Here is a 19,338-nt window from a genome sequence, read left to right on the forward strand (position 1 = left end):
TCTAGGCCTGGAATGCGTGATCTACATGGGTGCGGCGGATATACAACGTCAGTCTGTGAACGTCTACCGGATGCGGCTGCTCGGCGCTAAAGTCGTCGCTGTCGAAGCCGGCACGCGCACCCTCAAAGATGCCCTTAACGAAGCCTTCCGCGATTGGGCCGCCAACGTCGACGATACTTTCTACATCATCGGAACGGTGGCCGGGCCGCATCCTTATCCAGCGATGGTGCGGGATTTCCAGACGGTAATCGGACGTGAGGCCCGGAGGCAGGTCCTCGAGCGTGAGGAACGCCTGCCGGATGCGCTGGTTGCCTGCGTCGGTGGTGGCTCCAATGCCATGGGACTGTTTCACCCTTTTCTCGCTGATCCCGGGGTTCGGCTCTATGGTGTGGAGGCCGGCGGTGAGGGGTTGGCTGGTGGTCGGCACGCGGCGCCGCTCGCGACCGGTCGTCCAGGGGTGCTGCACGGCAATAGGACATATCTAATGGAGGACGCCGATGGGCAGATCCTGCCTACGCATTCGATTTCGGCCGGTTTGGACTATCCTGGCGTGGGGCCTGAGCATGCTTGGCTCAAGGACATCGGCCGTGCCGAATACGTCGATGCCACCGACCGTGAGGCGCTGGCGGCGTTTCACACGCTGACTCGGGCCGAAGGGATCATGCCGGCTTTAGAGAGCGCCCATGCCTTGGCCTGCGCTGATCGCTTGGCCCGCGAAATGACGCCGGATCAAATTATAATCGTGAATCTATCAGGCCGGGGGGATAAGGACATCAACACCGTGGCCGTTCTGGAAGGGATGGAGCTATGAATCGCATCGAGCGCCGTTTCGCCGCTTGCCGTGAACGTGGTCGTAAGGCGCTGATTCCTTATATTGCCGGTGGAGATCCGCAGCCTGACGCCACTGTACCGCTGCTGCAGGCCTTGGTGGAGGGGGGGGCCGATATCCTCGAAGTGGGAATCCCGTTTTCTGATCCCATGGCTGATGGCCAAGTCATTCAAGCGGCTTGTGAGCGCGCGCTGGTTCATCGGGTCAATATCCGACGAATTCTAGAGATGGTTCGTGAGTTTCGTGTGGATGACGTGCACACGCCAGTGGTTCTCATGGGCTACCTCAATCCCATCGAACAGATGGGCTATGCGGTTTTTGCCCGGGAGGCCGCTGCTGCGGGTGTGGATGGCATCCTGTGTGTGGATTTACCACCGGAGGAAAGTGGGCCTTTTGTAGAGACACTGCAGGCAAACCAGCTCGATCCGATCTGGTTGATCGCGCCGACTACCCAGGCCGGGCGTATGCACCGTATTTGCGAGGTGGCGCGCGGTTTCGTCTATTACGTATCGCTCAAGGGAGTAACCGGCGCCGACAGCCTGGATGTCAGCGACGTCGCTGTGCATGTGGCGAGTATCCGCACGGCCACGCAGCTGCCGGTGGGTGTGGGGTTTGGTGTTCGTGACGCCGCTGCCGCGGCTCGCATTGCCGCCGTGGCCGATGCCGTGGTGGTTGGCAGCGCGCTCGTTGCTCGAATCGAAACCCATCAGAGCCAGCCAGAGGTTATGTATGATGTCGTACGGGAGTTGATCGCCGATATGCGCCGGGCCATGGACGCCGCGGTGGTAAAAAGCGCGCTGGGCGCAGAGCAATGAGCGACGGGACCTATATGAGTTGGTTCCAGAAGCTGATGCCTTCCCGGATCCGCACGGAGGCTAACAATCGACGTAGCCGTAACGTCCCCGAGGGACTCTGGACCAAATGTGGCGCTTGCAACAGCGCGCTCTACCGACCGGAGTTGGAGCGCAGCTTCGATGTCTGTCCGAAGTGCGGCTATCACATGCGCATCGGGGCACGGCGGCGCCTGGAATTGTTTCTGGATGAAGGGGCGCGAAGCGAACTGGCTGAAAACGTGCAGCCGGTGGATGCGCTGCGCTTTCGCGACAGTAGGAAATACAAAGAGCGCTTGGTCCAGGCTCAGAAAGGGACTGGTGAAAAGGACGCCTTGGTCGTTATGCAAGGCGGGATATATGGCATTCCGGTCGTGGCCGCTGCTTTCGAATTCCGTTTCATGGGCGGTTCTATGGGCTCGGTGGTGGGCGAGAAAATTGTTCGTGCCGTCAATGTAAGCTTGCAGGAGCGTATTCCGTTGATCTGTTTCTCGGCAAGTGGTGGGGCGCGGATGCAGGAGGCGCTGCTCTCGCTTATGCAGATGGCGAAGACTGCTGCTGCATTGGGGCGGTTATCCGATGCGGGTATCCCCTTTATCTCCGTTTTAACGGATCCCACGATGGGGGGGGTTTCGGCCAGTCTAGCGATGCTCGGCGATGTGAACGTCGCCGAGCCGGGGGCTCTGATCGGCTTCGCCGGTCCTCGAGTCATCGAGCAGACCGTTCGTGAGACGCTGCCGGATGGCTTTCAGCGCAGCGAATTTCTGCTGCAGCACGGGGCCATCGATCTGATCGTGGATCGTCGTGAGATGCGGCCGCGGTTGGCAAATCTGCTGGCTATCATGACCCATAGGCCGCCGCCGAATGTCAAGCCTCTCGCCACCGTGACCTGAATCGCATGCGCTGCTCCAGCCTGCGAGATTGGCTGCGCTGGCAAGAAGGGCTCCACCCCCGAACGATCGAGCTCGGGTTGGAGCGCGTGGCGGCCGTCGCCAAGCGTTTGGGCGTTGATCGTAGCGGCGCGCGTGTCATCACCGTCGGCGGGACGAACGGTAAAGGTTCTACCGTTGCCTACCTAGAGGCTATGCTGCGGGCGTTGGGGTATCATCCGGGCGTGTATAGCTCACCTCATGTGCAGCGCTACAATGAGCGTATCCGCATCGACGGTCGGGAAGCGACGGATGAAGCCATCGTTGCCGCCTTCGAGGCGGTGGATGAGGCACGTTCGGATACCCCGCTGACGTACTTTGAATTCGGCACGCTGGCTGCCTTGCACCTCTTTCAACTCACCCAATGTGACGTCTGGCTGCTTGAGGTTGGGATGGGCGGGCGTTTGGACGCGGTCAATATCCTGGCAGCAGATGTGGCCGTGCTGACTAATGTTGAGCTCGATCATACCGATTGGCTCGGTCACGATCGTGACAGCATAGGTCGGGAAAAGGCCGGCATTATGCGCCCGGGTCGCCCCGTGATCTTCGGTTCGGTAGCTATGCCGTGCACGGTGACAGCACATGCGAGGTGCCTTGGAAGCGACGCGCGCCGTCTGGGGCGAGACTTTGATTACGGTTCGCCGGTTGGGGTGCCGCACTGGTGGTGGCGTGGTCGAAGCGTCCACTTATCCGAGTTGCCTTTACCGGGTTTGTCGGGTTGTCACCAGCTGGCCAATGCTGCGGCCGCCCTGGCCGCGTTGGAGGCATTCGGCGAGCCTGCCGCGCGTTTGGCTGACGCGGCACGGCGTGCTCTACCGCGGGTTTACTTGCCGGGGCGCGCCCAGTGGCTTGCCGGACCGCCGGATTGGCTTTTGGATGTCGCGCATAATGCCGCCGCCGCCGCTCGTCTGCCCGCGTTGCTGCGCGCCCGATCGGGCTCGGGTCGAGTGCGTTGTATCTTCGGGCTATTACGGCGCAAGGATCTTGCTGGTGTTGTCGCGCCGTTGTTACCGTTGGTAGATCAGTGGTATTTGCTCCAGCTAGCCGATGGTGAAGCGTTGGCGGCGGCGCACGTGGCGGCTCACCTGCGAGCCAATGAGGCGCGGATCGCCGCGATTGGGCCGGCGCACGAACTGGTGAGCCGAGTGTGTGGCGAGGCGGAGACGGTTGATTGCATCGTTGCGTTCGGCTCGTTCCGGGTGGTTGCGGAAATCTTGCACGAACTGCGCTTGTCCGACCCCCTACGGTAGATGCCCAATAATCGCCAGTCCTTTTCGGCCTGGCTCGAGGTAGGTAGTATGCTATGGATGTTCCAGCGCTTCGGGGAGAAAGAAGGTGGAGCAGCGAGCCAAACAACGGTTGATCGGTGCAGTGATCCTGGTCGCCTTGGGGGTGGTCTTCATCCCCATGTTGCTCCAAGGACCCGTCGAGCGTGATCGCAGCGGTATCCCAGTTGAAATTCCGCCACGGCCACAGATAACACCGGTGCCTGATGTTCCCAAAGCCGCGGTGTTGCATGAGCCCGCTCCCGGACAGCGGCTGGCTGAGCGTCCTCCGCCAATAGGGGCACCGCAGGCGAACTCGATGGCTACGGCGAATCGGTCAGCGTCGACGCCGGTCGACGAACGCGAGCGCCACACCTCCGCGCCGGTTTCGAAATCGACGGTTTCCGCCGGCGTCGGCGCCAACCAAATGGCAGCAGCCCCCCGTCGTGAGATTGCCGGTGAGAGGCCGGCTGCAGCCTGGACCGTGCAAGTGGGCAGTTTTCGAGAACGGGATAATGCCAATGCATTGCGACAAGTGCTGCGACAGAGTGGTTTCAGCACCTACATCGAACAGGCCCAATATCGACACAAGCCGCTTTTCCGCGTACGCATCGGCCCATTCGTCGCTCGTGACGAAGCCGAGCAACTGGCTGCTCGGTTGCATGAGCAACGTGGCATAAAGGTTCTAGTGGTGGAAAAATAACGACTGCGGCATAAGCGCTTCTCGCGCTCTGGGACATCTCGATCGCGAGCGGTTTGTTTGCACCTGTGGCGTATATGAACTGGTTGGATTACCTCTTCAGCGGTATTATCGCGGTCTCTGCAGCCATCAGCCTAGTGCGGGGATTCGTGCGCGAGGTATTATCCATCGTGGTCTGGGTCGCCGCATTTTGGATCAGTTTGCACTTCGCCCGTCAGCTTGCGTTCTACCTGAATGACTATGTCCATTCGCCTACACTTCGTTTAATGATTGCGTTTGTCGGTCTGTTCATCGTCGTTTTGGTGCTGGGCGGAGTTGTGAATTACCTCGTCGGTACTTTAGTCGGCAAGACCGGGTTGAGCGGCACCGACCGAGTTTTCGGGATGGTATTCGGCGGTCTGCGTGGTGCGTTGATCGTGGGGCTGCTGGTGCTCATGGCAGGGCTCACCAGCATTCCGCGGGAGCGGTGGTGGCAGGAGTCCGTGTTGGCGACGCAGTTTCGCCCGTGGGTGTGTTCCGTTGGGGTGGGGCAATGGCTGCAAGGTTTGCGCTTGTATAGCCCGGTCACTGCCAGCGACGAGCCGGCCACCGGCACTCCGCTGCGCGAGTACTGGCGGGAATACTGTAGTGCTGCTGAGCGTTGAGCAGCGCTTAGATCGTCGCCGCGGTCGTGGCGTGGCTTTACCGAATGGGATAATCAGTTGACATGTGTGGTGTAATCGGCATGGTGGCCCGAGGTCCCGTCAATCAGGCGCTCTACGATGGGCTCACGGTGCTTCAGCATCGCGGGCAGGATGCCGCGGGAATCATGACCTACGATAACGGGCAATTGTATCTGCGTAAGAGCAGCGGTCTCGTGCGGGACGTGTTCCGTGCCCAGGATATGTTGCAGTTGCGGGGCAATATGGGTATTGGTCATGTGCGCTATCCTACCGCCGGCTGCGCCAGTCTGGCGGAGGCACAGCCGTTCTACGTGAACTCACCGTACGGAATCAGCCTCGCCCACAACGGCAATCTGACCAATGCCGAGCAGATAAAGCGCGAGCTTTATCTCGAGGATTTACGGCATATCAATACGAACTCTGACTCGGAAGTGTTGCTCAACGTTTTTGCCCATGAGCTGGGCGAGATGCGCAAGCTCAAAATCGACGAGAACGACATCTTCTCGGCCGTGGCCGGTATCCACCGGCGGGTATTCGGCGGCTATGCCGCTGTGGTGATGATCAACGGTTACGGCGTGCTCGGCTTTCGCGACCCCCATGGCATTCGCCCGCTATGCTTCGGTAAGCGTGAGACCGAGTACGGCAGCGAATACATGATTGCCTCCGAGAGTGTGGCGTTGGACGTGCTCGGCTTTCAGCTGGTGCGCGATGTCGCGCCCGGTGAGGCTGTGTTCATCGACGTGGATGGGCGGCTTTATACTCGGCAATGCGCCACCAACGCCATTTTGACGCCTTGTATCTTCGAGTTCGTCTATTTGGCGCGTCCCGACTCCATGCTCGACGATGTCTCGGTATACAAATCGCGGCTTAGAATGGGCCGGATGCTTGCCCGCAAGATCGCTCGAGACTGGGCGAGCCATGACATCGACGTCGTCATCCCGATCCCCGATACTAGTCGCACGGTGGCCTTGGACCTCGCCAATGAATTGGGTGTGGTCTATCGTGAGGGGTTTATCAAGAATCGCTATATCGGCCGTACCTTTATCATGCCGGGCCAGACCCAGCGGCAATACTCGGTGCGCCAAAAACTCAACGCCATCGAACTGGAATTCCGCAATAAAAACGTCCTGTTGGTTGACGACTCGGTTGTGCGAGGAACCACCTCGCGGAAGATCGTTCAGATGGCTCGCGACGTGGGCGCAAATAAAGTCTATTTCGCCTCGGCGGCGCCGCCGGTGCGCTATCCCAATGTCTACGGCATCGACATGCCGGCGGCCAAGGAACTCATCGCTCATGCGCGCACGGAGCCTGAGATCTGCTGTGCGATCGGCGCGGATCACCTCATATACCAAGACTTGCCGGATCTCATCGAGGCAGTCCGCGGGGGTAACGACAAGATCGAGCGCTTCGACTGCTCTTGTTTCACAGGTGAATACGTCGCGGGTGACGTTACCCCCGACTATCTTCGCACGCTTGCGGCGTTGCGCTCTGAGGAGACCAGGCAGCGCGGCGAGGATGCCATGAGTTTCTGTGGGATCTCCAATACGGCCATTTGACAGTCCTGGCGGCAGGACGGAAGATAATCGAACGGCGCTAGTTTGACTCTCAGCTTGCGGGCGCCCTAGAAATACGGCTAAAGCGAGATCGGCCCGCCGTGTAGATTTCGCAATGGCGGGCTTGCGTTGCCGAGTTTCCGGTCTCGCTTCGCTCCGCCTGCTACGAGCTAATCCGTTGCTAGTGCGAGGTTGAGCCATGACCGACATCGATTTTCGGGAATTCGGAATTGCGACGCAGGCTCTGCGTGGAGGGCAGAGGCGAACGAACGAGCAAGAGCATTCCGAGCCGATTTTCCCCACCTCCAGTTTTACGTTTCAAAGCGCCGCCGAGGCGGCCGCCAAGTTTTCCGAGCAGCAGCCGGGCAACATCTACTCACGTTTCAGCAACCCGACGGTGCGAGCTTTCCAGGACCGCTTGGCGATCATGGAGGGCGGTGAGGCCTGTGTCGCCACGGCATCCGGTATGTCCGCTATCCTCACGACCTGTATGGCATTGCTCAACGCCGGAGATCATATCGTCTCCTCCATAGGCATCTTCGGTACCTCGGTTTCGTTGTTCGGCAATCATCTCGGGCGTTTTGGTGTACACACCGATTTCGTTCCGCTCACCGACTACGCGGCCTGGGAGGCGGCAATCCGTCCCGAGACGCGGTTGTTGTTCCTAGAGACCCCTTCCAACCCATTGACTGAAATCGCCGACATTGCCCGATTGGCCGAGCTTGCCCATGCGAACGATGCCGTTTTAGTGGTAGATAATTGCTTTTGTACCCCGGTGTTGCAGCGACCGTTGGCACTCGGTGCGGATATCGTGATTCACTCGGCTACCAAATACCTGGACGGCCAAGGACGCTGTGTGGGCGGTGCAGTGATTGGAAACGCCGAGCAGGTGGGCAAGCAGGTGTTGGGTTTTCTGCGCGCCGCCGGTCCTTCCATGAGTCCGTTCAATGCCTGGGTATTTCTCAAGGGACTCGAAACTTTGGCGCTACGGATGCGCGCCCATTGCGAGAACGCGCTAGCACTCGCCACTTGGCTCGCGGAGCAGCCTGGCGTGAGCCGGGTCCACTACCCAGGGCTTGCGACGCATGCTCAACATGAGCTTGCCGCGCGCCAGCAAAATGGTTTCGGCGGTATCGTATCCTTCGAGGTCGAAGGCGGGCGTGAGGCCGCCTGGCGCGTGATCGACCATACGCGAGTGTTGTCCATTACCGCTAATTTGGGCGATGCACGTACCACGATTACTCATCCGGCGAGCACCACGCATGGGCGCAACCCGCCGGCGCAACGCGCCGCCGCCGGAATCACCGAAGGTTTGATCCGGCTGTCGGTGGGTCTAGAAGACGTGGCGGATCTCTGCGCTGATCTCGACCGTGGGTTGGTGGCGGCGAGGAGTGAATGAATCCCCGCGAAGCGCTATTAGCGATCTATCAGGCCGGCCTTGACGCGGTGCGGGGTGATAGGTGCGTCCGCCGGTGGTTGCGGCAGCATCCATGTGATAATGCCATATACGCTATAGCCATCGGCAAGGCCGCGGCAGCTATGGCCCGCGGCGCCCTGGCGGTATGTGATCGCGCAACCGAGCGTGTTTTAGTGATCACCCGAGCGGGATATGGTGATCCGGGGCTCGCCAGCGATCCCCGGGTCGAGCAGTTGGAATCGGCACACCCGGTACCGGATACCCGTAGCTTGGTAGCGGGTGAACGCCTGGTCCGGTTCCTGGAAGCCGCCCCAGAGCAGGTGCACTTGTTGGTCATGATCTCCGGCGGCGCTTCTAGCCTGGTGGAATTACTCCCTGACGGAGCCAGTCCCGAACGGCTTGCCGAGCTCAACCGGCGGTTGTTGGCGAGCGGCTTCGCTATCCATGAGATCAACCGCATCCGCAAGGCTGTTTCGCGCATCAAGGGCGGACGTTTGGCGCGGTGGGTCGCAGGGCGGCCCACTACCGTCTTGCTTATATCGGATGTGCGTGATGATGATCCAGCGGTTATCGGTTCGGGATTGTTGTCTCCGGATAGCCAGGCAAGCGGCCTGGCAACACTACCGCTTGCGCTGCGCCGGCTCTGCCCACCAGCCGAGCCCGCTCCGAGGGCGAACGAGGCTTTGTTCCAGTCGATTCAATGGCAGCTCGTTGCCAGTAATCGGCAAGCGCGGGCGGCGGCGGTAAACGCCGCTCATGCGCTGGGGTTGCCCGTTAGCAATCACGAGGAGTTCATCAGTGGAGAGGCCGCCGTTGAGGGGCGGCGCATCGCGGAAGAACTCGTATATCTCAGCCCGGGCGTGCACATCTGGGGGGGCGAGCCGACCGTGAGCTTGCCGGAGAACCCTGGGCGCGGTGGTCGTATGCAGACGCTGGCGCTGGCGGCAGCCATGGCCCTTGCCGGTCGGGATGACATCTGGCTACTCGCGGCCGGCACCGACGGCGCCGATGGCTTTAGCGAAGATGCCGGCGCCTTGATCGATGGGCAAACCGTCAGTCGGGGCTCGGTTGCCGGGGGCAATGTCAACGAAGCCTTATTTGATGCCGATGCTGGGGGGTTTCTTGCCGGCAGCGGCGATCTCATACGTACCGGCGCGACCGGGACCAACGTAATGGATTTGATCATCGGGTTGCGGGCGGCCTGAACGATACCGCCGCGGGAGATCACGGTGAACGGATTTGACCGCTTCTGAGCTACACTCGTGAGGAATGGTTGCAGAGAGCGACAATCGAGGAGGCAAGCTCATGGTAACCGCGATCGTGCTGCTGAATGCCGCCCGCGGCCGGGTCAACGAGATCGCGAGCGTGCTTGCAGAGATGGAAGGCGTCAGTGAAGTCTACTCCGTCGGCGGTCACTACGATTTGGTCGTGGTCATCCGCGTGCATGCCAACGAAGAGCTGGCAGACTTGGTGACCGAGCACATGCAGAGCCTTGAAGGCATAGAGGCCACCGAGACCTTGATCGCCTTCCGGGCGTATTCCCGCCATGACTTGGAGAGCATGTTTTCGATCGGTCTTTGATCAGTTGCTTGCTGAAGTGCAGCTTGACAGGATGAGCGTTCGAATCAAGCGGATCTATGATGCTCCGGGCGATGACGATGGCTACCGGGTACTGGTGGATCGGGTCTGGCCACGCGGCGTATCCAAGCAAACGGCACGGCTTGATCGTTGGCTCAAGGAGATTGCTCCGTCCACTGAGCTTCGGCGTTGGTTCGGGCACGATCCGAGCCGCTGGAATGAATTCCGCAAACGCTATCGTGGGGAGCTGCAGGAGACCCCAGTGCTCGTGCAAGAACTCGCGGATAAAGCGCGGTACGCTCCGGTGACCCTGCTCTTTAGCGCGCGAGATCGGCAACATAATCAAGCCGTGGTATTGCGCGAGTGGCTTGAGGAGCGGCTTAGTAGCGACTGATTCGATTTTGCCCGGTCGGCGGTTTTCTCAGCGCTCGGCTGTTAGCCGAATTCGGGCGGGCCGTTGTGGAGAAACACAACTTGGAGCTTAGAATGGGCGGGGCATGTTCAACCTCATGGTTATCGGGCAGCTGAGAAGTTGGATTTTGCTCGTGAGCGTGGGCGGGCGGCAAGTGTGGGTTGATGGTTTCGCCTGTTGAAAAATAGCAAACATCTGACGGGCGGGTTTTTTCATATGCTGGTTTAGGGATCCATTGCCACATGTGGTTTGATCGATTTCGCCGGCCTGGCTGGCAGCATCGCAATCCCAAAGTACGTCAAGCAGCCGCTGCGAATCTTGCTACTGCCGATCCTGGCGAATATGCCACATTGGTGTCGCTCGCGGTGAGCGATCCCGCGCCCGCCGTGCGAGCAACGGCGGTCAAACGGCTTGTCGTACTGGAGACGCTTTGCCAATGTGCACAGCAAGATACTGACGCCGCCGTACGAGAGGCCGCGCAAGCTCGCTATTGCCAGCTCCTGGCGGAGGGCTGCGAGGCGCTTGATTATCCAAGCCGGGAAATCGCGCTGCGTGCGTGTCAGGATGCCGGTGTGCTGGCACAGGTGGCACGCTTTGGTCGCGAGGCAGCGATTCGGCTGGCGGCATTGGAACGGCTGGACGATCCGTTGGTGTTGGAAGAGATAATCAACACCGATGCCGTAGCGCGCGTGCGCCGGTTCGCCGTTGAGCGTGTTCGCGACGAAGCCGTGCTGGCGCGTGTTGAACGCCGGCGGCGGCGCACCGACCGCAGGGTCGCGCGTCTGGCGCGTGAGCGCCTCGATGAGCTATGTCGCCAGCGCGCGCGGCTAGAGGCTGTGGAGCGCGAGCGGGCGGCGGTGGTTACCGCATTGGAGGCGCTTGCCGAACATTCACGAAGTTCAGCTGTGGACGCTGAGCGCCAGCGCCTGCTCAACCGCTGGAAAACCCATGACGGCGGGGCGCCTCCCGAGCTGCAGCAGCGCTTGGCCACTGCCCTTAATGCCTTGGACAACGCTTTACCGCCAGAGGCAGATGACGCGCCACTGCCTCTTTCTGAGCGCTCCCCTGAGGCAGATGTTGACGCGCAAAGGGAGCAGGCGGCGCCACTCGAGAGCGTACTCGAGGCGATAACCGCGAGCCTCGAGCCCACCTCTGAGGCTGTGGTGCAAGTTCAAAGCCTGCTCGTGGGAACATCCGATGAATCGGCTGTCGAGTTCAAGGGCCGAGTCGCGCAGGCGCGCGCATGGCTGGATGCCGCACGCCGCTACCTGGAAGAGCGTATGGCCTTGGAGGCGGCCCTGACGGGTGGGACTGAGGTGGATCTCGCTGCCCTGCAGGTGCTTGAGCAACGAATCGCTTGGCCGGACGATTGCCCCGTTCCTATTTTACTGCAGGAGGGGCGCCGGCTGGCCGCGGCTCATCAAAGTAATAAGCAAAACCAGCGCCAGCGAGAGCGCAAGGTTCGTATAGAGGAGCTGCAGCGGCAGCTCGATGAGCTCGAAGCGGCGCTGAGCGAGGGGTATTTGCGGCCCGCGCGACGTCTGTTACAGCGCGTGGAGCAACTCGCGCGAGGTATGGCGGGCTCGTTGCCGGCACAACTCGAGCGCCGCCTGCGGCATGCGACGGTCCAGGTCGCGGAGCTACGGGATTGGCGACGTTTTGCCGTGCTGCCTAAACAAGAGGCATTGTGCCGCGCTATGGAGGCACTGCTTGCCGAGAATCCGGACCTCTCACCACCGGAGCGTGCCCGCCGCGTCCGTGACCTGCAGTCCGAATGGAAAGCGACCGGTGGCTCCGATTCGACTCGGTCGCGGGTGTTGTGGGAGCGCTTTAGCGGTGCGGCTGATCGGGCCTTTGAACCGTGTCGGGCATGGTTTGAAGCTGAGACGCAGCGCCGCAAGCTTAATCTAATTGAGCGTGAACGCATTTGTGGTCAGCTTGCCGAATTCGTCGAGCAGGCCGATTGGGACGCAATAGCCGGTAACACGTTGGAGCAGATTCGCGCCACGGCACGGGATGAGTGGAGGCATTTCGGCCCTGTTGAGCGCGCGCAGTCTGGAACGCTGCACGAGCGATTCGAGGCGCTTATGACGACCTTGACGCAGCATATCGAGATCAAACGAGCGGCTTATCGGGCATGCAAAGCGGAGTTGGTGGGCAAGGCCAGAGCGTTGCTCGATCACGACGATCTTGAGGCTGCAGCCGAACAAGCGAAACATTTGCAGCAAGAATGGAAGGCGCTCGGTCCAGCGCGGCCGGCTGATCGCATACTCTGGAAGGCGTTTCGCGCCGCCTGCGACGAGCTATTCAGCAAGCGCGATACACAGCGCGAGCGTCGCCGCTCGCGGCGGACTTGGTTGCTCGAAGAAGCGGCATTGATTTGTGCCCAATTAGAAACCTTAGCTGGGACGGATGGTCCGGTGGATCGTAATGCGCTGCGCAGAGAAGCTGATCGACTGCAATCCGCCTTCCAAGCGCTAGGTCTTCCCCAGGGGCGGGATGGTCAGGCTTTGAGGAAGCGCTTGGCGGCCGTTGATGAGGCGCTGGCCGAGCGACTCCAACGGCTCGAGACGACCACGGCGCGCCGGCAGCTCGCCGAGCTGAAGCGCTTGGCTGAGCTGAGCCGGGCTTGGGAGATGGGTACAGCCGGCCCGGTTTCATCAGCAGATCTTATGGAGCTTCCCAAATGGTCTCTCGGGCCGCTGCAACAGCGCTGGGCGGCAGTGGAAAGTGGCAAGCCCAAACCCCCCGACCCGGAAACGGCGCGGCGAATTTGTGTGCGCTTGGAGATTCTTGCAGGCATTGATTCACCACCGGTCGATGGAACGCTGCGTCTGGAGTTGCAGGTCGAGCGGCTCTCCGAGGGTCTGGGCCGCGGCAAGGAGTTGTTGCGGTGCCAGGAAGCGCAGCGATTGGCGGCGCAATGGTATGGCTTGCCAGGGGGCGAGGCATTGCAGGAGCGAGTGGATGCGGCGCTGGACCGCCTTTTCTAACTTGGGGGCAAGCCCGGCTTGCGGTTTGTATCCACTCGTATTGGGTTCGGCGTGCCCTGCTGGCGTTGCTGTCGGCCTGCACCCAGCCTTGGCTGGTTAGGAGAGGCAGGATGGACCACGAGCCCGATCCCATTTGTGTTGAGGTTGCCTATGCAACCGCCGATGAGCAAATCATCCTGTCGATGCAGGCACGCTCGGGTATAACCGTCGCGGAGGCGATCCGTCGTTCGGGAATTCAGCAGCGTTTCCCCGAGATCGACCTTGCGCGTCAGAAGGTCGGTATATTCAGCCGACCGGCTGAGTTGACGCAACGGCTGCGCCACAAGGATCGTGTGGAGATTTATCGCCCTTTGCTCGCCGATCCCAAAGAGATGCGGCGGCGGCGCGCGGCCCGAACCGGCGCTGCAGGGCGTGCTTCATCGGCGCGCCGATAAGCGTGGTTTGCTCTCGGACTCGCGCCGCAACAGCGGGCTCGTGGGCGGTAGCGCGTAGCCTTGAGCGGCCTGTAAGTGATTGCTGTCATCGAAGAAAAGCGTTAGCTGACGTTGCACTGGAGGGGCGCCGTTGCGCGGGTCGCGCAGATAGACATAATCCCAACGGTTGGTGTGGAATGGGTCTTGAATGGTAGGGGTGCCGAGCAGGAATTGAACTTGCTGTGGCGTCATGCCGGGCCGCAACTGTTTGATTTTGTCCGCGCTGAGGACAGTGCCTTGCTCCAGCGCCGGACGGTAGACGAAAGGCAGTTGTGATACGGAGCATCCCGAAAGTAACAAAGAAGTGATGTATACTATGGTTGTTACAATAAATGCAGTGCGCATCGACATCGTATCCTTACCCCAAACCGAGCGCATAATAGCGCAGCTGGCAAACGTTGCATACGAGCCGGGGAGGCGTTTTGGAATCCAAAGACCTCAGAAAGGCCGGTCTTAAGGTTACGCTACCGCGGACGAAGATACTTGAGATCCTGGACCAAAATCGACATCAACATATGTCCGCTGAAGATGTCTACCGTTGCCTCTTGGAAGCAGGGGAGGACATTGGACTCGCTACCGTTTATCGCGTTTTAACACAGTTCGAAGCGGCAGGACTTGTTCAGCGTCACAATTTCGAAGGCAATCAGGGCGTCTTTGAGCTCAACAAGGGCGAACACCACGATCATATGGTGTGCACCGAATGCGGCGGAATCGAAGAATTCATGGACGCGATTATCGAAGATCGGCAGGAACTGATCGCCCATGATCATGGTTTCGATTTGACCGCCCATTCGATGATTCTATATGGGCGTTGCCGGAAATGCCGTGGCAAGCGTTGATCGCTTCCTAAATTATTAGGACACGCGTGTTGCTGCCTCAATAGGGCGACTGTGCGGTGCTAAGCCGTGGCAAGAGTGAGCTGTGTTGCTGGCACTGGCTGGGTTGATGTTCGACAATAGGACTGAGGAGGAGCCTTGCGGCCCCTCAATCTCACCCCAGAAGGAAGCAATTAAGTAGTGCCGGTTTCAATTCACTCGCTGTAGCATTTCGCGAGCATGGTTGACAGTATTTTCCGTGATTTCCAAACCGCCCAGCATGCGGGCGATTTCGTAGGTTCGACTGGTTTCGTCAAGCGGCTCGACGCGGGTTCGCGTGCGCTCATGGTGGGTTTGTTTACAGACGCGCAGTTGGTGATGGGCTTGAGCCGCGACCTGGGGTAAGTGTGTGACGCAGAGCACTTGATGGTGGGAACCGAGTTGGCGGAGCTTGCGTCCAACCACCTCGGCAACGGCGCCGCCGATACCGCTGTCGGCTTCATCGAAAATAAGCGTAGGGATACGGGTCGTACGTGCCGTAGCCACTTCGAGTGCGAGTCCGATTCGGGAGATTTCGCCGCCGGAGGCGATCTTGTTGATTGGACCGAAGCGCTGATCGGGCGCGGTGCGGACCTCGAAGCACACATCATCCATACCATGCGGACTGATCGTTTTTGCAGCGAGGTTGACTTGGATCTTGAGCTCACCAGTCGGCATCCCGAGCTCGTGGGTCAAGCTCGTGACCTGCTCCTGTAGGACGCTGGCCGCTCGCTGACGCGCGTTACTAAGTTCGGTGGCCGCGGCATGGTACTTAGTCTCGACTTCGGCCATTTGCTTGGTAAGCTCCGCGAGCTGTGCGCCTGCCGATTCCTGCTCATCGAGCTCGTTGCGCAACTTCTGCAAGCACTCGGCCAGCTCTTCCGGGCGCACGCGGTGCTTCCGGGCCAGGTCGGCAATTTGCCCTAGGCGCTCCTCTACCTGCTGGAGCCGGTCGGGATCCACCTCGATACCTGTGACGAAATGACGTAGGGTTTCGCAACCTTCGCCGATCTGCACCAGCGCCTCATTGAACAACCCATAGGCTGCGGCAATAGCCGGGTCCAGGTCGGTCCGTCCAGCGAGCTGACGAACAGTTCCGCCGAGCACGTTTTGGACCGCTTGTTCGTCTTCGTAGAGTACGGCGATAGCCGACTGACAGATGGCGATGAGCTCTTCGGCGGAGGCCAGCCGGCGCTGCTCGTGATTGAGCTCTTCGAGTTCGTTGGCGTTCGGATTGAGCCCGATCAACTCGTCGACCTGGTAGCGCAAGAGTTCTATTTCGGCCCCGCGTCCTTGGCCACTTTGCAAGCGCTGAATGGCGGTGTGTAAGCGGTGATACGCCTGGTGGTATTCGCCCACCCGCGCTAGTTCGGTGGTGTGGCCACCAAACGCGTCCAGAATTTCACGCTGGATGTCGCGTCGACGCAGAGATTGGTGGGCGTGTTGACTATGAATTCCTATGAGCCGGCCCCCAAGCGCTGCAAGTTGTTGGAGCGGGACGGGGCGGCCGTTAATATAGCTCTGGGAGCGGCCATTGCGTTGTAAGATGCGGCGCAAAATGCATTCGTCGTCGTCGTCAAGATCTTGTTGTCGGAGCCACTCCCGGGCGTGCCAAGCATCGTGCAGATCGAAGGTGACATGAATCTCTGCACGTTCGGCGTGGTTAGGCAGGACAGAACTGTCGGCACGCTCACCGAGACACGTCCCGAGTGCATCGAGCAGAATGGATTTGCCGGCCCCTGTCTCTCCGGTCAGAGTCGTCATGCCCGGTTCGAAGGCGATTTCAACGGTATCGACGATCGCGAAATTCCGTATGTGAATTCGCCGCAGCATGGGCTATATCCTTGTGACGATGAGCGCTTGTAATTTTAACTGAAGTGGGTTCCTCCCCAGCGTAACTTGGCCCGCAGAATTCCGAAATAGCGGTAACGGGGCGGATGGATCAAGTGCACTTTGCGGGTGCTTTTGCGTACCATAATGCGTCCTTCGTTAACCAAACCGAGGTCTTCCTGACCGTCGCAACTTACCCGGATTTGCTTTAATGAGCTTGGATGCACAGTGATCTCGATCGTGCTCTCGGCGCTGATCACCAATGGGCGATTGCTTAGAGTGTGCGGGCAGATCGGTACCAGAGCGATGGCGTCCAGATTCGGATGCATGATCGGCCCTCCGCCCGACATGGCATACGCCGTCGACCCCGTGGGCGTAGCTACGATCAGCCCGTCGGAGTGGTGCCGATTGGCGAGTTCACCATCGATATAGGTCTCGAAATCGATCATCCGTGCCGTATTCCATTTATGCAATACGACATCGTTCAGAGCGATTCCGCGACTCAGGATCTCTCCGCCGCGGTGAATTTCCGCAGTGAGTAACATCCGATCATCGGCGATGAATTCTCCACTGAGCACGGCGTCGATTTCATCGAGATGACTGGGAGACACATCGACGAGAAAGCCCATGCGGCCGCGGTTGACACCGAGGATCGGCACCTCGTGATCGGCGAGCAGACGTGCTGCATGCAGCAGCGTGCCGTCACCCCCGACGGCAATGAGCAGATCGGCGTTTTGAGGCAGCACAGATCGCTCGCAGCGGTCGCCGTTCGGTATCTGAGGGGTGCTTTCAGCGTCGAGCAAGACCGGATGACCGATACTCTGGAGATGCTGCGCAATACGCGTTATGGTATCCGCGGCGTCGGGATCGTTGGCTTTGCCCATGATTCCAATCGTGTGAAAAGACTGCATCGTAGCGTCGTTCCTCATCATCCGCCGCCAAGTTATCATGTTGGGTCCAGTCGGCCAATTGCCTTCGCTATATGCGTTGTTCCTGGCGTGGATGGCGCTGCGTTTGCCGGTGCAGTATGGCGGGGGACTTTATTGACACTGTAGGGGGTGGCTGTTAGCTTGCCGTTAGCACTCTAGGTCATAGAGTGCCAATAAAGTGAGTCTGAAAACTCATGGCACGTAGAACTGCTCCCGCGCGAAGCGGTAGATCTTGGTCGTCGGCAGCTGTCCCGAACAGGGAATTTGCCGATCCGATTCTTGAGGAGCGCGCTCAGCAGCTGCTGAAGGCTTTGGTGCAGCGTTATATCCGCGAGGGCCAGCCGACGGGGTCGCGTACTCTCACGCGCGAGTCGGGCTTGAATCTCAGTCCGGCCACGGTTCGCAATATCATGGCGGATTTGGAGGAGGCGGGCTACGTTCGGGCGCCGCATACATCGGCCGGGCGGGTGCCGACCGACCTTGGTTACCGGTTCTTTGTCGACAGTCTGCTGACCGTGAATCCGTTGCGGGAGTGGGAGATCGAGCAGTTGCGCATTCGCCTGGATCGTGGCAGCAATGCCGATGTGTTGATCGATTCGGCGTCTAATTTGCTTTCTGGGCTGACACAGTTGACTGGAGTCGTAACGATACCCCGCCGCCACACGGGCTCGGTGCGGCAGCTGGGCTTCTTGCCGTTGTCCGAGCGGCGGGTCTTGGCGATTTTAGTGGTCAACGAGCAGGAAGTGCAAAACCGGATTTTACAGACCGGACGAGATTATAGTGGTGCCGAGCTTGAGCATATCGCCAACTACCTCAATGCCGAATTTGTCGGCAAGGACATCGAACAAATTCGCGCGGCGCTACTCGATGCCATGCACCAGGACCGTAAAGAGATGACCGAGCTGATGAGCTTGGCTATAGAGGTGGCGCAGCGCCTGTTTACGCGGTCCGAGGATGAGGATGACGACTATGTGATGGCTGGCGAGACCAATCTCATGACTTTCGCCGAGCTATCCAATATCGAAAAGCTCAAGCAGCTATTCGAGGCATTTAATCATAAGCGGGATATTATCCATCTGCTCGACCGCTGCCTGACAGCGGATGGAGTGCAGATTTTTATTGGTCAGGAATCAGGCTATGAGGTCTTTGATGGCGTTAGTTTGGTAACCTCGCGCTATCAAAGCGACGATGGGGTATTGGGTGTGCTCGGTGTTATCGGCCCGACTCGGATGCCCTACGGTCGGATCATTCCAATCGTCGATGTGACGGCGAAGTTGCTTGGTCATGCCTTGAATCCACACCACTGAGCCCCAAGTAAGGCGTAGCGTTCGCCCTATTTGGGGCGAGCGTTAGCTTATTGTGAGTGTTTTCGTACCGTCTGCTCGGAGAAAACGATGGCGGAAGAGGAACGCAACGAAGCTCAGCGCAACGATGAGCCGTCTGCACAGGCCCATAGCGAGCTGGATGCACAAGGCAATGAGTCGATCGAGCGGCTCCAGCAAGCCGTCGAGCGTTTGACTGTCGAGTGCGAGTCGGCGCGTACGCGGGCCGAAGAAAATTGGAATCAATTTTTGCGTGCCCGCGCCGAGCTGGAGAATCAGCACCGACGCTCGCAGCGGGACGTGGAGCAAGCCCATCGATATGCGCTCGAGAAGCTTGCAAACGAGCTTCTGGGGGTGCGAGACAGCTTGGAAATGGGAGTAAGTGTCGCGCAGGAAGCCCACGGCGATGTGTCCAAATTACGGGAAGGGGTGGAGCTTACGCTCAAGATGTTGAATCAGGTCATGGAAAAATTCGACATCCATGAGGTCAATCCACAAGGCGAGCGCTTCGACCCCGAGAAGCACGAGGCAATGGCGGCGCAGGAATCCGCTGAGCACGACCCGAATACGGTCATCCACGTGGTGCAAAAAGGCTATCTGCTGAACGACCGGTTGCTGCGCCCCGCGCTGGTGATCGTTTCCAAGCCCGACAATCACCGTCCCTCCGGCGGCGCGATCGATGAGCAGGCTTGAAATACCTACGCCTGGCCGCATTTAACCAGGCAGATCTTGAATTTAGCACTTGCACGCCGAAGTGACGAG

At 59.7% G+C, this 19,338-nt stretch carries 19 protein-coding genes; 16 read left to right on the forward strand and 3 right to left on the reverse strand.

Annotated elements, in window-relative coordinates:
* The 13 genes from trpB to NB231_RS01025 all read left to right on the forward strand — a co-directional run.
* On the forward strand, positions 1–811 hold an 811-nt coding region (gene trpB, locus NB231_RS00965; protein WP_004998954.1), incomplete at its 5' end, for a tryptophan synthase subunit beta.
* A complete protein-coding gene (gene trpA, locus NB231_RS00970; protein WP_004998956.1) occupies positions 808–1,644 on the forward strand; it encodes a tryptophan synthase subunit alpha in 837 nt (278 codons plus the stop codon). The genes trpB and trpA, both read left to right, overlap by 4 nt.
* Before the next feature lie 14 nt (positions 1,645–1,658).
* Positions 1,659–2,552 (forward strand): acetyl-CoA carboxylase, carboxyltransferase subunit beta, encoded by an 894-nt coding sequence (gene accD, locus NB231_RS00975; RefSeq protein WP_040662728.1) that lies wholly within the window; start codon positions 1,659–1,661, stop codon positions 2,550–2,552.
* Positions 2,553–2,557: 5 nt separating this feature from the next.
* Positions 2,558–3,838: a bifunctional tetrahydrofolate synthase/dihydrofolate synthase gene (folC, locus tag NB231_RS00980; protein ID WP_004998959.1), complete on the forward strand. Its 1,281-nt coding sequence runs from the start codon at positions 2,558–2,560 to the stop codon at positions 3,836–3,838.
* Positions 3,839–3,923: 85 nt separating this feature from the next.
* Positions 3,924–4,556 carry an SPOR domain-containing protein gene (locus NB231_RS00985; RefSeq protein WP_004998961.1) on the forward strand — a complete coding sequence of 211 codons (633 nt, stop codon included), beginning with the start codon at positions 3,924–3,926 and terminating at the stop codon, positions 4,554–4,556.
* A 74-nt stretch (positions 4,557–4,630) separates the two neighbouring features.
* On the forward strand, positions 4,631–5,197 hold the full coding sequence (locus tag NB231_RS00990; protein WP_004998963.1) for a CvpA family protein: 567 nt from the start codon (positions 4,631–4,633) through the stop codon (positions 5,195–5,197).
* 62 nt (positions 5,198–5,259) lie between these two features.
* Entirely contained in the window at positions 5,260–6,771 is a 1,512-nt protein-coding gene (gene purF, locus NB231_RS00995) for an amidophosphoribosyltransferase (protein WP_004998964.1), read from the forward strand.
* Positions 6,772–6,967: 196 nt separating this feature from the next.
* A complete protein-coding gene (locus tag NB231_RS01000) occupies positions 6,968–8,167 on the forward strand; it encodes an O-succinylhomoserine sulfhydrylase (RefSeq protein ID WP_004998965.1) in 1,200 nt (399 codons plus the stop codon).
* Positions 8,164–9,390, forward strand: a complete 1,227-nt coding sequence (locus tag NB231_RS01005; protein WP_004998966.1) for a DUF4147 domain-containing protein — start codon at positions 8,164–8,166, stop codon at positions 9,388–9,390. The genes NB231_RS01000 and NB231_RS01005 overlap by 4 nt, the downstream gene beginning before the upstream one ends.
* Positions 9,391–9,490: 100 nt before the next feature.
* The gene (locus NB231_RS01010) at positions 9,491–9,766 is read left to right on the forward strand and encodes an Lrp/AsnC family transcriptional regulator (protein ID WP_040662731.1); all 276 of its coding nucleotides are present in this window, start codon (positions 9,491–9,493) and stop codon (positions 9,764–9,766) included.
* Between the two features lie 31 nt (positions 9,767–9,797).
* Complete coding sequence (locus NB231_RS01015) at positions 9,798–10,157, forward strand: DUF488 domain-containing protein (protein WP_004998986.1); 360 nt, start codon at positions 9,798–9,800, stop codon at positions 10,155–10,157.
* A 260-nt stretch (positions 10,158–10,417) separates the two neighbouring features.
* Positions 10,418–13,168 carry a DUF349 domain-containing protein gene (locus NB231_RS01020; RefSeq protein WP_004998989.1) on the forward strand — a complete coding sequence of 917 codons (2,751 nt, stop codon included), beginning with the start codon at positions 10,418–10,420 and terminating at the stop codon, positions 13,166–13,168.
* 110 nt (positions 13,169–13,278) lie between these two features.
* Positions 13,279–13,602, forward strand: a complete 324-nt coding sequence (locus tag NB231_RS01025; protein WP_004998992.1) for an RnfH family protein — start codon at positions 13,279–13,281, stop codon at positions 13,600–13,602.
* Here the strand turns inward: NB231_RS01025 and NB231_RS01030 are convergent.
* Positions 13,585–13,986 carry an outer membrane protein assembly factor BamE gene (locus tag NB231_RS01030; RefSeq protein WP_050756033.1) on the reverse strand — a complete coding sequence of 134 codons (402 nt, stop codon included), beginning with the start codon at positions 13,984–13,986 and terminating at the stop codon, positions 13,585–13,587. The genes NB231_RS01025 and NB231_RS01030 overlap by 18 nt on opposite strands.
* A gap of 77 nt (positions 13,987–14,063) precedes the next feature.
* Between NB231_RS01030 and fur the strand changes: the two genes are divergently transcribed.
* Positions 14,064–14,480: a ferric iron uptake transcriptional regulator gene (gene fur, locus NB231_RS17265; protein WP_004998995.1), complete on the forward strand. Its 417-nt coding sequence runs from the start codon at positions 14,064–14,066 to the stop codon at positions 14,478–14,480.
* A gap of 186 nt (positions 14,481–14,666) precedes the next feature.
* Here fur and recN read toward each other — a convergent pair whose 3' ends face one another.
* Positions 14,667–16,328, reverse strand: a complete 1,662-nt coding sequence (gene recN / locus NB231_RS01040; RefSeq protein ID WP_004998996.1) for a DNA repair protein RecN — start codon at positions 16,326–16,328, stop codon at positions 14,667–14,669.
* Between the two features lie 35 nt (positions 16,329–16,363).
* Entirely contained in the window at positions 16,364–17,236 is an 873-nt protein-coding gene (locus NB231_RS01045; protein ID WP_040661515.1) for an NAD(+) kinase, read from the reverse strand.
* 212 nt (positions 17,237–17,448) lie between these two features.
* Here NB231_RS01045 and hrcA point away from each other — a divergent pair, with 212 nt between their 5' ends.
* Entirely contained in the window at positions 17,449–18,561 is a 1,113-nt protein-coding gene (gene hrcA, locus NB231_RS01050) for a heat-inducible transcriptional repressor HrcA (protein ID WP_084766191.1), read from the forward strand.
* An 87-nt stretch (positions 18,562–18,648) separates the two neighbouring features.
* A complete protein-coding gene (gene grpE / locus NB231_RS01055) occupies positions 18,649–19,269 on the forward strand; it encodes a nucleotide exchange factor GrpE (protein ID WP_004999002.1) in 621 nt (206 codons plus the stop codon).
* The last annotated feature ends 69 nt before the right edge of the window (positions 19,270–19,338 follow it).

Origin of the sequence: Nitrococcus mobilis Nb-231 (genome assembly GCF_000153205.1) — a bacterium.
Lineage (GTDB): Bacteria > Pseudomonadota > Gammaproteobacteria > Nitrococcales > Nitrococcaceae > Nitrococcus > Nitrococcus mobilis.

What these genes read in the sequence shown, in the direction of transcription:
- trpA (WP_004998956.1), top strand. Translation starts at nt 808, where the DNA reads ATGAATCGCATCGAGCGCCGTTTCGCCGCTTGCCGTGAACGTGGTCGT.
- accD (WP_040662728.1), top strand. Translation starts at nt 1,659, where the DNA reads ATGAGTTGGTTCCAGAAGCTGATGCCTTCCCGGATCCGCACGGAGGCT.
- folC (WP_004998959.1), top strand. Translation starts at nt 2,558, where the DNA reads ATGCGCTGCTCCAGCCTGCGAGATTGGCTGCGCTGGCAAGAAGGGCTC.
- NB231_RS00990 (WP_004998963.1), top strand. Translation starts at nt 4,631, where the DNA reads ATGAACTGGTTGGATTACCTCTTCAGCGGTATTATCGCGGTCTCTGCA.
- purF (WP_004998964.1), top strand. Translation starts at nt 5,260, where the DNA reads ATGTGTGGTGTAATCGGCATGGTGGCCCGAGGTCCCGTCAATCAGGCG.
- NB231_RS01000 (WP_004998965.1), top strand. Translation starts at nt 6,968, where the DNA reads ATGACCGACATCGATTTTCGGGAATTCGGAATTGCGACGCAGGCTCTG.
- NB231_RS01005 (WP_004998966.1), top strand. Translation starts at nt 8,164, where the DNA reads ATGAATCCCCGCGAAGCGCTATTAGCGATCTATCAGGCCGGCCTTGAC.
- NB231_RS01010 (WP_040662731.1), top strand. Translation starts at nt 9,491, where the DNA reads ATGGTAACCGCGATCGTGCTGCTGAATGCCGCCCGCGGCCGGGTCAAC.
- NB231_RS01015 (WP_004998986.1), top strand. Translation starts at nt 9,798, where the DNA reads ATGAGCGTTCGAATCAAGCGGATCTATGATGCTCCGGGCGATGACGAT.
- NB231_RS01020 (WP_004998989.1), top strand. Translation starts at nt 10,418, where the DNA reads ATGTGGTTTGATCGATTTCGCCGGCCTGGCTGGCAGCATCGCAATCCC.
- NB231_RS01025 (WP_004998992.1), top strand. Translation starts at nt 13,279, where the DNA reads ATGGACCACGAGCCCGATCCCATTTGTGTTGAGGTTGCCTATGCAACC.
- NB231_RS01030 (WP_050756033.1), bottom strand. Translation starts at nt 13,986, where the DNA reads ATGCGCACTGCATTTATTGTAACAACCATAGTATACATCACTTCTTTG.
- recN (WP_004998996.1), bottom strand. Translation starts at nt 16,328, where the DNA reads ATGCTGCGGCGAATTCACATACGGAATTTCGCGATCGTCGATACCGTT.
- NB231_RS01045 (WP_040661515.1), bottom strand. Translation starts at nt 17,236, where the DNA reads ATGCAGTCTTTTCACACGATTGGAATCATGGGCAAAGCCAACGATCCC.
- hrcA (WP_084766191.1), top strand. Translation starts at nt 17,449, where the DNA reads ATGGCACGTAGAACTGCTCCCGCGCGAAGCGGTAGATCTTGGTCGTCG.
- grpE (WP_004999002.1), top strand. Translation starts at nt 18,649, where the DNA reads ATGGCGGAAGAGGAACGCAACGAAGCTCAGCGCAACGATGAGCCGTCT.